General features: G+C 60.5%; 10 protein-coding genes. 6 read left to right on the top strand and 4 right to left on the bottom strand.

Features of this window, described 5'->3' with window-relative positions:
- The coding region (locus tag JWQ61_RS15840) for an alpha/beta fold hydrolase (RefSeq protein ID WP_304361378.1) at positions 1 to 999 on the top strand (999 nt) is incomplete at its 5' end.
- A gap of 30 nt (positions 1,000 to 1,029) precedes the next feature.
- Here JWQ61_RS15840 and JWQ61_RS15835 read toward each other — a convergent pair.
- The 4 genes from JWQ61_RS15835 to JWQ61_RS15820 all read right to left on the bottom strand — a co-directional run bounded on the left by JWQ61_RS15835 (position 1,030) and on the right by JWQ61_RS15820 (position 6,101).
- Positions 1,030 to 2,223, bottom strand: coding sequence for a YncE family protein (locus JWQ61_RS15835; RefSeq protein WP_304361377.1), 1,194 nt, complete (start codon positions 2,221 to 2,223; stop codon positions 1,030 to 1,032).
- 55 nt (positions 2,224 to 2,278) lie between these two features.
- On the bottom strand, positions 2,279 to 3,094 hold the full coding sequence (locus JWQ61_RS15830) for a creatininase family protein (RefSeq protein ID WP_304361376.1): 816 nt from the start codon (positions 3,092 to 3,094) through the stop codon (positions 2,279 to 2,281).
- Positions 3,095 to 3,270: 176 nt separating this feature from the next.
- Entirely contained in the window at positions 3,271 to 3,993 is a 723-nt protein-coding gene (locus tag JWQ61_RS15825; protein ID WP_304361375.1) for a tetratricopeptide repeat protein, read from the bottom strand.
- A gap of 23 nt (positions 3,994 to 4,016) precedes the next feature.
- Positions 4,017 to 6,101, bottom strand: a complete 2,085-nt coding sequence (locus tag JWQ61_RS15820) for a bifunctional 2',3'-cyclic-nucleotide 2'-phosphodiesterase/3'-nucleotidase (RefSeq protein WP_304361374.1) — start codon at positions 6,099 to 6,101, stop codon at positions 4,017 to 4,019.
- A gap of 472 nt (positions 6,102 to 6,573) precedes the next feature.
- Here JWQ61_RS15820 and ahpC point away from each other — a divergent pair, with 472 nt between their 5' ends.
- The 5 genes from ahpC to JWQ61_RS15795 all read left to right on the top strand — a co-directional run.
- Positions 6,574 to 7,137 carry an alkyl hydroperoxide reductase subunit C gene (ahpC, locus tag JWQ61_RS15815; protein WP_304361373.1) on the top strand — a complete coding sequence of 188 codons (564 nt, stop codon included), beginning with the start codon at positions 6,574 to 6,576 and terminating at the stop codon, positions 7,135 to 7,137.
- A 99-nt stretch (positions 7,138 to 7,236) separates the two neighbouring features.
- On the top strand, positions 7,237 to 8,832 hold the full coding sequence (ahpF, locus tag JWQ61_RS15810; protein WP_304361372.1) for an alkyl hydroperoxide reductase subunit F: 1,596 nt from the start codon (positions 7,237 to 7,239) through the stop codon (positions 8,830 to 8,832).
- 240 nt (positions 8,833 to 9,072) lie between these two features.
- Positions 9,073 to 10,119: an isocitrate/isopropylmalate dehydrogenase family protein gene (locus tag JWQ61_RS15805; RefSeq protein WP_304361371.1), complete on the top strand. Its 1,047-nt coding sequence runs from the start codon at positions 9,073 to 9,075 to the stop codon at positions 10,117 to 10,119.
- Positions 10,116 to 11,807: a phosphoethanolamine transferase gene (locus tag JWQ61_RS15800; protein ID WP_304361370.1), complete on the top strand. Its 1,692-nt coding sequence runs from the start codon at positions 10,116 to 10,118 to the stop codon at positions 11,805 to 11,807. The genes JWQ61_RS15805 and JWQ61_RS15800 overlap by 4 nt, the downstream gene beginning before the upstream one ends.
- Before the next feature lie 110 nt (positions 11,808 to 11,917).
- Positions 11,918 to 14,196 (top strand): phosphocholine-specific phospholipase C (locus JWQ61_RS15795; RefSeq protein ID WP_304361369.1); only part of this gene is annotated, 2,279 nt, incomplete at its 3' end.

Here is a 14,196-nt window from a genome sequence, read left to right as displayed (position 1 = left end):
GAACAGGCGTCGGTGCTGGATGCGCCGGTGAAGAAAATCGCCGACCAGCGGATTGTCGTCAACACCGCGCAGGGCGAAGGTTTGCTGCCGGTCTATGCCGACCATCGGATCGATGCGCCGGCGCCGGATGTGAAGCGGGTGCTGATCGTGGTCCACGGTACTTTGCGCAATGCCGACGTCTATTTTGAATCAGGACGCCAGGCGGTCGCCGATGCCGGTGCTGCCGGCGCCGGCAGCCTGGTGATTGCGCCGCAATTCCTGACGCCGCCTGACCTGCAGGCGTTTCAGCTGCCGGCTACGACGCTGGCCTGGACGCAAGAGGGCTGGAAGGGCGGCGAGCCGGCGCGCAGTCCTGCCGCCGTCAGCTCGTTCAGCGCCATGGATGCCGTGCTTGAACATTTCGCCGACCGCAAGCTTTATCCAGCCCTGGCAGAAGTGGTGGTGGCGGGGCATTCCGCCGGAGCCCAGATTGTCCAGCGCTACGCCGTAACAGGGCAGGCCGAAGCGGAGCTGCGCAAGGCCGGGATCGGCGTGCGTTATGTGGTGGCGAATCCCTCGACCTACCTGTATTTCGACAACAGCAGGCCGGGCCAGGACGGCGCTTTCCAGCCGGCCGATGCGGCTGCATGCCCGGGCGTTAATCAATGGAAATACGGTTTGAACGCGATCCCGGCCTACGTCGCCGGACAAGATGTGGCTGGACTTGAAACACGCTATGCCGCGCGCAAGGTGACCTACCTGCTGGGCATGGCCGACACCAACCCTTACACGCATTTCATCGACCGCTCCTGCCCGGCGATGGCGCAAGGCCCTTATCGCCTGGCGCGCGGCCTGTCCTATTTCAGCTACCTGCAAAAACGCCATCCATCCGGATTGCAGCAGGAGCTGGTGCAAGTGCCCGGCGTCGGCCACGACAACCGCGCCATGTTTGCGTCGGCCTGCGGCCAGGCGGTTTTATTCGGCGCCCAGGTGCCGGCGTCCTGCCCGCGCGTTCGGTAACGCAGGCAGGGCAGCGGGGAGCAGCGCCGGTCAGCGCATATTGCCGGTGTGGCCCAGCGAATAACGGCCCGGTTGCGGCCATACGGTGAGGCCGTGCGGCTCCATGCCGACAGGAATCGATTTGACCGCGCCGCTGGTGGTGTCGATGGCGTACACGACGTCGTCGAAACGGCCCGACAGCCACAGCATCTTGCCGTCCGCGCTGACGTTGCCCATGTCCGGGCTACCGCCGCCCGGGATCGGCCAGTTGGCCACCACCTGGCGCGTGGCGAAGTCGAGCACCGAGATGCTGCCCTTGCCATGGCGCGCGCCGTGGACTTTGTTCGAGCCGCGGTTGGAGATGTACAGCTTGCTGCCGTCGCGGCTCGGGTACAAGCCGTGGGTGCCGACGCCAGTCTTGATGAAACCGGTCTTGGTGAAGCTGTCGCCATCCACCACATAGATGCCGTCGGCCATCATGTCGGCCACGAAAAACGCCTTGCCGTCCGGCGCGATGCGGATGTCCTGCGGCATGCCTTTCTTGTCGAGCAGCAGGTAACCGAGCACCTTGCGGTTGACCATGTCGATCTTGGCCAGCTTGCCGCCGAACTCGCAGGTGAACAGGGCGTATTTGCCGTCGATCGAAAAATCGGCGTGGTTGATGCCCTTGCATTCCGACACCGGCAGGCTCGATTTCAAGGCCATCGTGTGCGCATCGCGGAAATCCAGCTGGGCATGCGCTTCCACCACCACGATAGCTTCCTTGCCGTCCGGCGTGAAGTACATATTGTAGGGATCTTCCACCGCCACTTCCTTGCCTGGTTTGGCGGTCTTCGGATCGATAGGCGTCAGGCTGCCGTCGGGCCGGCCTTCGGCATTGTTCGCCACCCACAGGGTTTTCAGGTCCCAGGCCGGCACCACGTGCTGCGGGCTGTAGCCGACGCGGAATTTCTCGACTACCTTGAAGGTCGCCGGATCGATCACGTACACATCGTTGGAGCGCAGGTTGGGCACATAAATCCGCGGCAATGCGTCGGCTACCACCGGGCTGAGGTGGCCGGCGCCGGCTTCGCTGTACAGGTTGGCAGGGTTGACCACGGCCGGCATGCCGGCCACGGTGGCGATGGCGGCGGGTGCCGCCGGCGCGGCGGATGCGCCGGCGGCGACGGACAAGACTGCCAGGGCGCTGCTGACGGAGATGGCGAGGCGCGATAGATGACAGGAGCGGCAAGAACGAAATTGCATGATGGTTCCTTGATTAAATAAGCAGCAAAGTAGTGCCAGTAATTGAAGTGATAATTCAGCGGGCTGCGGTCTCGGCCTTGAGCGCCTTGACGGTCTGCGTCACGATGTTGTCGATGCCGAGCTGGCCGATTTCAGCACTGGAGCGGCGCGGATCGCCGCCATAGACGCCGTCGGCCAGGCCGAGCTTGGGACCGTTGCGCAGGCTGTCCTGGCGCACCATCTGCGGCGCCACGGCCAGCTGCAGCGAGGTGTCGGCCAGCCCGGCATGGGTGCCGATTTCATCGTCGCGATAACCGCGCTTGCGCAGTATCTCGGCATAACCGTCCGAGCTGGCGGCGTAATATTCCGGCGGCAGGATGGCCCGCGCCGGCGAACCGGCCCAGCTCTTGTTCAGTTGCGCCACGGCTTTCTTGATATCGTTCTGGTAACCGCCATGGTCGCCCAGGAAAACGATGTTCTTGAAACCGTGGACCTTGAAACTGTTGGCGGCCGATTCCAGCATCTTCTGGAAAACATCGTCCGGGATCGTGATGGTGCCGGGAAAGCGCATGTGGGATGTGGGCGGCGCGTAATTACCTTCCGGCACATAAGCGATCACCGGAGCCACCAGCGCATTGCCCAGTCCTTCCGCAATCCGCTGCGACAGGATCTTCACCCGCACATTATGCTTGCCCAGCGCGACATCGGGACCGCTTTGCTCGGTGGCGCCGATGGGAATCAGGATGGTGGTCTTGCCGGCCTGGACCTGGCTGCGCAGCTCGGTCCAGGTCAGCTCTTCAAGGAAGACGGTTTTCGGCGCTTGCGCAAAGGCGATCTGGGTGGCGGTGAGGAAGAGGGCGGCAACGAAAGTTCGTCGTGGTGACAAGAGCATGAAAAATCCTCATGAAAAATCCGGGGCTGGTGTGTGCAGATGCGGCCGATGCAAAGGCCGGCAGCCGGCATATGACGCCGGATGGGCACACAGGTTCCTGGCTAATTCTACTCTGCCGGATATGAGGACAGAAATAAGGAAAATTCGGACGGCCCGAGCCGCCCTACTTTCTGCGCTTACTGGTAGTTATTCCAGCGCATGCTGCGCTCGTCGGTGGCTTCCTTGATCAGGTGGCGCGCCCGCACAGGATCGTGTTCGCCATGCTGGCCGCCGCCCTCCAGGCTCATGGCGAGGGCCTGTATCGCGACCGGAAAGTCGCCCTCGGCCGAACGTTCCAGCCATTCCCGCGCCAGCTGCGGATTCTGTTCCACGCCTTCGCCCGCGGCATAGGCGTTCGACAGCAGGAACATCGCCTGCGCATTGCCCTGCTTGCTGGCCTCCAGCAGCCAGGTGGCCGACAGTTTCAGGTCGCGCGGCACGCCTTCGCCGTATTTCGCCATGCGGGCCAGCATGAAACTGGCTTTTGCATTGCCTGACTTGGCCGCACGCTCATACCAGCTCCAGGCCTGGGCCTGGTCAAGCTTGAGTCCCAGGCTGCCTTGATAAAGCGCTTGCGCCAGCTGAAACCGGGATTCCGTGTCGCCCGCTGCCGCCGCTTTCTCCAGCCAGGCGCCGGCTTGCGCGGACTGGTCGGGAATCGACGCCAGCGCCAGCGCCAGTTCGCGCTGCGCCACCGGCCGGCCCGCTGCAGCCCAGGCTTGCAGCTGGGTAATCGCGCTGACCTGGCGGCCGTGCAAGGCCAGCATGCCGACTGATTCGATGCGGGCATTGTCCGGCACTACTTCGCTGGTGCATGCCCCCAGCGCCGCGGTCAGCAGCGTCGGCAGCAAGAGCGTCATCGCAAGCGATTTCCCGTTTTTCATCATTTGCTCAAGTCGATTGCATACTTGGCAAAACCGCTGGCATCCAGCGCGCCTTCCGCTGTCACCCGGCCCAGGCCCAGCGCTTGCGCCACCGCCAGCTTGCCCGGCGCCGAACGCAGGATGACCGGGCCTTGCGTAGCCACTTTGACGAAACTCCAGCTTTGCCCGCTGCCGTTTGCCGCATTGGTGATCTTGCCCTGTTTTTTCAGGTAGGCGCTGACCACCGCCTGGCTGGCGTCCGGCGATTTGATGATGGTCTTGCTGCCGTCGATGCCCGGCACGTTGCCGCCGCCGCCCGCACGGTAGTCATTAGTGGCGACGATGAAATCGTCGGTATCGGCTACCGCCTTGCCGGCGTAGGTCAGGTTGACGACGCGGCTGCCGGCCGGTTTGGTGACGTCGATCTGGTATTGCATCGCGTTGTTTTCGGCGTAGAACACATCGTAGTTGAAGATCGTCGAATAGGACGGCACCAGGTCTTGCTCGCCGGTGCTGGCCGGATTGATCATGGCGAATTGTTTGGCCGCGGTTTCCAGCCAGTTTTTCAGGTCGGAACCCTTGATCTTGACCGCTTGCAGGTTGTTGTTGCCGTACAAGTACAGATCGCCCGGATTGCGCACCTGCAAGCCGAACGGCGCGGCCGGGGAAGCGCCGGGAGCGACGTCGGTAAAGTCGGTCGGGCCGTTGCGGCCGGCCTTGAACGGCGCACTGCAGGAAATCACCGGGATCGACTTGTAGCTGGCCAGCACCGGATCGGTGGAACTGGCGAGGAAGGTTTTCACATAGTCGATCTGCGCCTGGTTGACGACCTGGATCGCGCTGACGTCGCCCACCAGCGAGAAATACGCGGACATCTCGAAATCGGTCGTGGTGCCCAGCGGTTGCGTGGCGTAGGACAATGTAGCCTGGTGTTCAGCGGCGACCAGCGGTGCAATCGACGGATCGGCGTCGATAATGGTCTTGCCGTCGGCATATTTGAAGCCGCGCGCTTCGACGCTGGTCTGGTCTTTCTGCACCACCCATTTGCCACCCTGGTATTTCAGCACCATCTTGATGATGCCCAGGCGCCGGCCCCAGCTCTGCGCCATCACTGCCGGAATGCCGTTGACCAGGCCCTTGCTGGTATCCACCAGGGTGCTCGGCAACGCCGACAGCGAAGCATCGATGGCCGGCGCGCCGGCTTCACGCGCTTGCGGGAAAATCAGGTGGGCGTGGCCCAGCATCAAGGCGTCGATGCCGGTGGTGGCCAGGTACAGGCTGCCGTTTTCCATTTTCGGGCTGTACGGCGAAGCATCCAGGCCACCGTGCGACAGCGCCACCACCAGGTCGGCGCCCTTGCTGCGCATCTCCGGTACATATTTCAGCGCCGATTCCTGCACGCCGTTGACCATCACCTTGCCGGCCAGGTTTTTCTGGTCCCAGTCCATGATCTGCGGCGGCACGAAACTGATGATGCCGACGTTGAGCGCCACGTTCATGCTGCCGCCGTCGGGTTTGGTGGCGGTGAACTGTTTGGCGATCAGGGCGTATGGATTGAAGATCGGCTTGCCTGACGAGACTCCGACCACGTTGGACAGCACCAGCGGAAAGTTAGGCGCGCCGCAGTTACTGCCTTTTTGCACGCCCGGCACGCCGAAATCGGTATTGGTGATCTGGCTCAGGAAATCGAGGCCATAGTTGAATTCGTGGTTGCCCATGCCGGCGCCGTCGTACTTCAGGGCGTTCATCACCTTGTGCACCGCCAGCGTGCCGCTGCAGGTGACCGGCGCCGCCACCGCCTGGTAATCGCCGAGCAGGGTGCCCTGGATGACGTCGCCATCGTCCAGCAACAGGTTGTTGGGATTTTCCTGGCGCGCGCCCTTGATCAGGGTTGCGGTGCGCTCAAGGCCGAGGCTGGTGTCGGCCTTCAAGCCGTAATAATCGTAGCTCAGCACGTTCTGGTGAATGTCGGTAGTCTCTAACAGTCCTAGCTTCAGCACCGTTCCCTCGGGGATCGTATTGTCGGGGCTGTTGACGCCAAGGTTGCTGCTGCCGTTGCTGCCGCAACCGGAAACGGCCAAGGCGGCCAGGGCAGTCAGACACATCTTTTTATGCATGAGAACTTTCGGAAGTATTGTCGGGGCTTGTCTTGATAAGAAGCTGGCGCCACTGTTACGCGCTTTTTGAGGCGTTCCGGGCGGGAATTATATTTTGGATATATTTCCTGGTCATTACATTGCGTTACATACACAGATACATGCACGGATACAGGCGCTGCTACCTTGCGCGCCTGCAGGGTTTTGTTCTACAACTGTTATCTCGGCATGACGAATCCAGGCAGTTTGCTTAAACTAACAGCCCGGTAAAACGTCCATTCATTTCAGGATCAGTTTTCTATTGATTGCCTGGAAAGCATGATTTGTACCAAGGCAAAACCGTATTCAAAGGAGGATTTCACTCGTTATCGATAGTTATTATGAATCGAAACAGAAAATTAAATCAATTATACAAATGAACCAACCTGGTTTATCGTTGCTACCTAGATTTCTTCAACCCAGCCTTAGTAAGGAAAACACTATGTCTTTGATCAATACACAAGTTAAGCCATTCTCTGCAACTGCTCTCCATAACGGCAAGTTCGTGCCGGTCACCCAGGAAACCTTGAAGGGCAAATGGTCGGTATTCGTTTTCTACCCGGCTGACTTCACTTTCGTCTGCCCGACAGAACTGGAAGACTTGGCCGACAACTACGCTGAATTCCAGAAACTGGGCGTGGAAATCTACGGCATCTCGACCGACACCCATTTCGCCCACAAAGCATGGCACGACACATCGGACGCGATCAAGAAAGTGAACTACCCGCTGATCGGCGATCCTACTACAACGCTGTCGCGCAACTTTGAAGTGCTGATCGAAGAAGAAGGCTTGGCGCTGCGCGGCACTTTCGTGATCAATCCAGAAGGCCTGATCAAGCTGTACGAAATCCACGACAACGGCATCGGCCGCGACGCTTCGGAACTGCTGCGCAAGGTCAAGGCAGCGCAATACGTAGCATCGCACCCAGGTGAAGTTTGCCCAGCCAAATGGAAAGAAGGCGAAGCAACCCTGACGCCATCGCTGGACCTGGTCGGCAAGATCTAATACCCGCAAGTGTTTTACGGTTCGGGCCCGAAGCGGGCTCGAACTTGCAGTACCCCTCGCAGTACCATTTATTTATCGTCACGAATGCAAGGAACCGCCATGCTGGATGCAAATCTCAAAACCCAATTGAAAAGCTATTTGGAAAAAATCGTGCAACCGATTGAGATCGTTGCGTCGCTGGACAACGGTGACAAGTCTCGTGAACTGCAATCGCTGTTGCAGGAAATCGCCACGCTGTCGGATCGCATCACGCTGACCGAGCGCAGCGACGACAATGAACGCAAACCGTCTTTCTCCATCAATCGCCCAGGCGTCGATACCGGCATCCGTTTTGCCGCGATTCCGATGGGCCACGAATTCACATCGCTGGTGCTGGCCTTGCTGCAAGTCGGCGGCCACCCGGTGAAGCTGGACGAAGCCGTGATCGAACAGATCCGCAACCTGGATGGCGATTATGTATTCGAAACCTATATCTCCCTGTCTTGCCAGAACTGCCCTGAAGTAGTGCAAGCCCTGAACGTGATGGCGCTGATCAATCCGCGCATCCGCCAGGCCACCATCGACGGCGCATTGTTCCAGGACGAAGTGGAAAAACGCGAAATCATGGCAGTGCCAACCACTTACCTGAACGGTGAAGTGTTCGGCCAAGGCCGCACCAGCGTCGAAGAAATCCTCGCCAAACTGGATACCGGCGCCGGCGCCCGCAAGGCGGTCGAACTGAGCGCCAAGGCGCCTTACGACGTGCTGATCGTCGGCGGCGGTCCTGCCGGCGCGGCGGCTGCGATTTATGCAGCGCGCAAGGGCATTCGCACCGGCGTGGTGTCGGAACGTTTCGGCGGCCAGGTGCTGGATACGCTGGCGATCGAGAACTTCGTCTCCGTCAAGGAAACCGAAGGACCGAAGTTCGCCACCGCGCTGGAACAGCACGTCAAGAGCTATGAAGTCGACATCATGAACGTGCAGCTGGCCTCCGAGCTGGTGCCAGGCAAGCTGATCGAAATCAAGCTGGCCAACGGCGGCTCGCTCAAGAGCAAGACCGTGGTGCTGGCCACTGGCGCCCGCTGGCGCGAAATCAACGTGCCGGGCGAACGCGAATACCGTAACCACGGCGTCGCCTACTGCCCGCACTGCGACGGCCCGCTGTTCAAGGGCAAGCGCGTGGCGGTGATCGGCGGCGGCAATTCCGGCGTGGAAGCAGCAATCGACCTGGCTGGGCTGGTGTCGCACGTGACGCTGATCGAATTCGGCGATGAGCTGCGCGCCGATGCGGTGCTGCAACGCAAGCTGCACAGCCTGAAAAACGTCACTGTGTTCACTTCGGCGCAAACCACCGAAATCACCGGCGACAGCAAGAAAGTCAACGGCCTGGTCTACAAGGACCGCAAGACCGATGCCGTGCACAAGGTCGAGCTGGAAGGCGTGTTCGTGCAGATCGGCCTGGTGCCGAACACCGAATGGCTGAAGGGCACGATCGCCCTGTCGCGCCACGGCGAAATCGAAGTCGACGCCAAGGGCCAGACCTCAATCCCCGGTGTGTTCGCCGCTGGCGACGTTACTACCGTGCCGTTCAAGCAGATCGTGATCGCGGTCGGCGAGGGCGCCAAGGCGTCGCTGAGCGCATTCGACCACCTGATCCGCAGTTCGGTGTCGGATGAGGAAGACGTCGCTGCCGCGGCCGAGACTGTCGCTGCCTAAGAAGTAATCAGCCAGCCGCAGGATTTTGCGGCAACCCGTTTGCGCCAGCTCGCTCTGCGGCTGGCGCAACGGCAACCTGCCTCCGTTCCCTTGTTCGAATTTCAACGCGACAGCGATATCGCGGGCTTTGCCTCGCCTGACGTCTTTGTAAACTACCCGAAAGCTTTGCGGTGCTAATATTGTGAATCTCACCGCCTTTCCCACGCGCCTGCACCAAGAATACGCACTCAAGAGGATTCCATGAATAGCCCGACACTAAAACAAATCCCCGCCACGCTGATTCCTGGCGACGGCATCGGCCCTGAAGTCGTCGAAGCCACGGTCAAGGTGCTGGACGCATTGGGTTCTCCGTTTTCCTGGGATATCCAGCAGGCAGGCGTGGCCGGCGTCACCAGCGCCGGCGACCCGCTGCCGGCCGCCACGCTGGCCAGCATCCGCAAGAACAAGCTGGCCCTGAAAGGCCCGCTGACCACGCCGATCGGCGAAGGCTTCCGCTCCTCCAACGTGCGCCTGCGCGAAGAATTCCAGCTGTACGCCAATGTGCGGCCGGCGGTGACCATCGTGCCCGGCCGCTTCGAAGACATCGACATCGTGCTGGTGCGGGAAAACATCGGCGGCTTCTATGTGGCGCATGAATACTACATCCCGGTCGGCGACGATCCGCGCGCCGTGGCAGTCTCCACCGGCATCAACACGCGCGAAGCCTGCAAGAAGATTGCGCGCTTCGCCTTTGAATACGCAGTCAAGAACGGCCGCAAGAAAATCACCGTAGTCCACAAAGCCAACATCCTCAAGGCGCTGACCGGCATCTTCCTCGAAGCCGCGCGGGAAATCGCACGCGAATACGAAGGCAAGGTACAGATGAACGACATGATCGTCGACGCCTGCGCCATGCAGCTGGTGCTCAATCCCTGGCAGTTTGACATGCTCCTGTGCACCAACCTGTTCGGCGACATCCTGTCAGACCAGATGGCGGGCCTGGTAGGCGGCCTGGGCATGGCCCCCGGCGCCAACATCGGCGACGACTGCGCCATCTTCGAAGCGGTGCACGGCTCGGCGCCGGACATCGCCGGCAAGGGCATCGCCAACCCGATTTCCCTGCTGCTGGCAGCGGGCCAGATGCTGGACCATGTCGGCCACCAGGACCTGGCGCTGCGGCTGCGCACCGCGATCACCGATACGCTCAACAAAGACCATGTCGCAACCGGCGATCTCAAGGGTAAGGCATCCACCCGCGAATTCACCGAAGCGATTATCCACAGGCTGCAAACCAACCAGAAAAATTGAAAGCGCTAGCCAAGCGGCTGTACATCGGGCTGGCAGGACTGGGTGGATTCTGGGCGCTCGGCATGCTGAGCGTCAACGAACTGGCCAAGACCGGCGTCCTGATGACTGCTTGCCTGCTGGGGCTGGTCGGATTGCTCGCGCTCGGCAAGCCGAGGCGGCGCTGGATCTCCGCTGTTTCGATTGCCCTCTACCTGCTGTTTTTCCTGGACGCCGCCATTAAAGGTTTCCTGCGCGATTATTTTGGACTGCGGCCGAATCACTCCATGGTGCTGCAAGCAATCCTGAATACGAATCCGGGAGAAAGCAACGAGTTCTTCCTGCATAACTGGCGCGAAGCCGCCCAGGCCGTGCTGGCCTTTCTTGCAATCACGATACTTGCCATTTACATGGAACGCCGCCTGTATCGCACAGAGTCCGGCATGCTGTCAGGCATGCCCCCCGCGCGGACCAGCCGCAGCGCAAGCGTCACGGTGTTCACCATGCTTGCGCTATTTATCGCCATGCATTTCAACCCCACCATGGCCAAGGAAAATCCGCTGCTGTTCTGGCCGATACGCTATAGCGACTACCAGCAGCAGCTGGCCGCCGCCAGCGCCATGCAACATGCAATCACCAGCAACATGGCGCAACGCGCCGACTGGAAAGTGGAATACTACGGCGCCCACAGGAACACCGTGGTGTGGGTCATCGGCGAGAGCTTCAACCGCAGCAATATGTCCTTGTATGGCTATCCACGCCGCACCACGCCAAAACTCGACGCCATGCGCGACCAGTTGATCGTGTTCAAGGACGTGCTGTCGTCGGAACCGGCGACCATGACCTCTCTCATGAAAATGCTGACGCCGGCCACCCTTGAAGACCCTGAAGCGTGGAACAAGAAACCCGATGTCCTGATGCTGGCCGAAGAGGCGGGTTATAAAACCTACTGGCTATCCAACCAGGTTCCCAACGATGGCTGGCTGGGGCTGGTGTCGAGGCAAGCCGATGAGCGGGTTTTCATCAATAAGGGCTCCGGGCGCGGAGAGAATAATTTCGACGGCAATCTTCTCGCGGGTTTTGACCGGGCCCTGGCCGACGATGCGCCGAAAAAACTGATCGTTGTGCATTTGCTGGGCGCACACCCGACTTACGACATGCGCTACCCGAAGGAATTTGCGCAATTCGATGGCATGGACGATGCCGTGTCGAAGATGCTTACCGATGCAGGACGCTCGATGTGGATCAGGCAGCAACGCAATGAATACGACAATGCGATTGCCTACGGCGACCATGTGCTGGGCAACCTGATCCAAAGTACGATCAAGGCCACCCCCGACCATGCCGCAGCGCTGCTTTTCAGTTCTGACCATGCGCAGGAAGTAGGGCATACACGCGATCATGCAGGCCAGTCTGTCGTAGATAAATCGGGTTACGAAATTCCCATGATTGTCTGGAGCCAGGCGCTGGGCGGCCTCGATGTGCTGCGCAAATCCGTGCTTGAGCAACGGCCTCACCAGACCGATCACCTGGAGCATACCGTGCTCGGATTGTTGCACATCCGGAGCGACTACTACGACGCCACGCATGACATATTGAGCGACAGGTATCTTTCCAGGATACGGCAGATCAATGGCGTCGATTATGCGCTTGAAATGCCGTCTCAATCACTATCGCCGACGGCGCCGGTGGCGCCAGTCATCAGGCAGTAACAAACCCCGGTTAGACTCAACGCCGCTGATGCGCAACCTTGCCTATCCGGCCAAGGCAACGCGCTCAAATCAATCCTGGTGTGCAGATCAACTGGGCCAACTGAGGGAAGATGATGGATTCAAAAGCGAGACGTAATTTCCTGCGCGCCGCCGCCGCGGCAGGCGCCACTTTCGCGGTTCCCGATGCAATCCAGAAAGCGCTGGCGGTGCCCGCCAACAACCGCACCGGCACGATTGCAGACGTTGAACACGTCGTCATCTTCATGCAGGAAAATCGCTCGTTCGACCATTACTTCGGCATGCTGGCCGGCGTGCGCGGCTACGGCGATCCGCGCGCCATTTCGCTTCCCGGCGGCAAGCCGGTCTGGTACCAGCCGACGCAAGCGGGCGCTTCCTACGTGCTGCCTTATCATTTCGATGCACAGGGCAGCAACGCCACCAAGGTCGGCCTGAACCACAGCTGGAAAGGGTCCGAGAATACCTGGAAGAACTGGGATGCCTGGATCGCCAAGAAGGGCGCCAAGACCATGGGCTACTTCGACCGCGGCGACCTGCCTTTCTACTACGCGCTGGCAGATGCCTTCACCATCTGCGACGCTTACCACTGCTCGATTTTCGGGCCGACCGACCCCAACCGCTTTTATGCCTTGTCCGGCAGCGCCGGCGACAACATCACCGGGCTCAACCAGGGCAGCCTCTACAACGCCAACCCGATCTACAACGGCGATATCAACAACGACGACATCAGCCCCGCAACCATCGCCGGCGCGCCGAACTGGAAGACCTACGCGGAGGTGCTGGAAGCCAACAACGTCAGCTGGAAGGCTTACCAGGAATTCGACAACTACGGCGACAACTACCTGGCCTACTTCAAACAGTTCCGCGTCGAGAGCGACGGCAGCAGGCTGAAGCCGACCTCGCCCCTGTATCTCAAGGGACGGGCATTGATTCCCGGTTCGACCAAGGACAATACGGCAGGCACCAAAGGCGATATGCTGGTCCAGGCCTTCAAGCGCGATATCGACGGCATCAACGGCAAAACCGCCTTGCCGCAGGTCTCGTGGATCTTTGCTCCCTACGAATACTGCGAACATCCGGAAGCCTCGCCCAACGCCGGCGAAGACCTCTCGTCCCGGCTGCTGGACGCGCTCGCCAGCAATCCCGAGGTGTGGTCGAAGACAGTATTCCTGATCAACTACGACGAGAACGACGGTTTTTTCGACCATATGCCATCCAATATCCCGCCGCTGAACGCCGACAAGGGATTGACCACGCTGGCCGACCCGACCGCAGGCGAACTCTACGGCCAGGAGTCGAAGGGCCTGGGGCCGCGGGTGCCGATGATGGTGATTTCTCCATGGAGCAAGGGCGGGCGCGTCTGTTCCCAGCTGTTCGACCATACCTCCGTGCTGCGCTTCCTGGAAGAGTGGATGGTGGCCGGCAAAGGGCTGGACAGGGGAAAAATCAGCTGCCAGAACATCTCGCCATGGCGCCGCGCCGTATGCGGCGACCTGACTTCGGCTTTCGATTTCAAGAATCCCAACAAGGCATGGCCACAGATCACGCCGGCGCCGCCCTACCATGAAGTGAACTCTCCAGTCGACGCGGTTCCTCCCGTGCAGCAAACGCTGCCGGTGCAAGAATCGAACCGCAAGCCGCGTCCCGCCTGTCCGCTGCCGTACCAGCTCTGCGTCGACGGCAAGATATCGGCATCCTCCGGCCATCGCGAGCTGACGCTCAAGTTCGGCAACACCGGGCGCACCGGCGCGGCGTTCATCGCCTACTCGAACCTGCGCACGGATGGGCCATGGCATTACGCGGTTGAAGCAGGCAAGAGCCTGCCGGAAGTCAAGATCGGCAACTGGACCACCAATGACTACGAACTGCGCGTGCACGGCCCAAACGGCTTTTTCAGGGAAATGCGCGGCAGTTTTTTAAATGCGAACAATGGCGGCAACGGCCTGCCCGAAGTGCGCGCCCACGACGATTTTTTCCGCGCCGCGATTGTGCTGACGCTGTCCAACCAGGCGGCGTCCAGGCCCTGCATCTTCACCATCACCCACAACACCGGGCCGTTTTCCGGCCTGCCGCAGCGCTATTTGGTCGGCGCCGGACAGACGCTCAGCATACCGGCGCCGGTCTGGGCCTCCAAAGGATGGTACGACTTCAGCGTGAAAGCCGATTCCGACCCGACCTTCTGGCGCCGGCTGGCGGGGCACGTGGAAAGCCCGTGGCCGGCATGGACCGATCCGCAGATCGGCGTCATCACGCCATCGACCTTGTCGACAGCGACCCCGATCGTGCGCCAGGGCAGCACGATTGTCTTTAACTACAGCACCCCGGCCCAGAAGCTGAACAGCCGCAACTGGGTCGGTGTGTTTCCATTGAA

The sequence above is a fragment of the Collimonas fungivorans genome, assembly GCF_028292705.1.
GTDB lineage: Bacteria > Pseudomonadota > Gammaproteobacteria > Burkholderiales > Burkholderiaceae_D > Collimonas > Collimonas fungivorans_B.
Note: the sequence above shows the minus strand (reverse complement) of the source record. Positions and strands in the feature narration are given on the sequence as shown.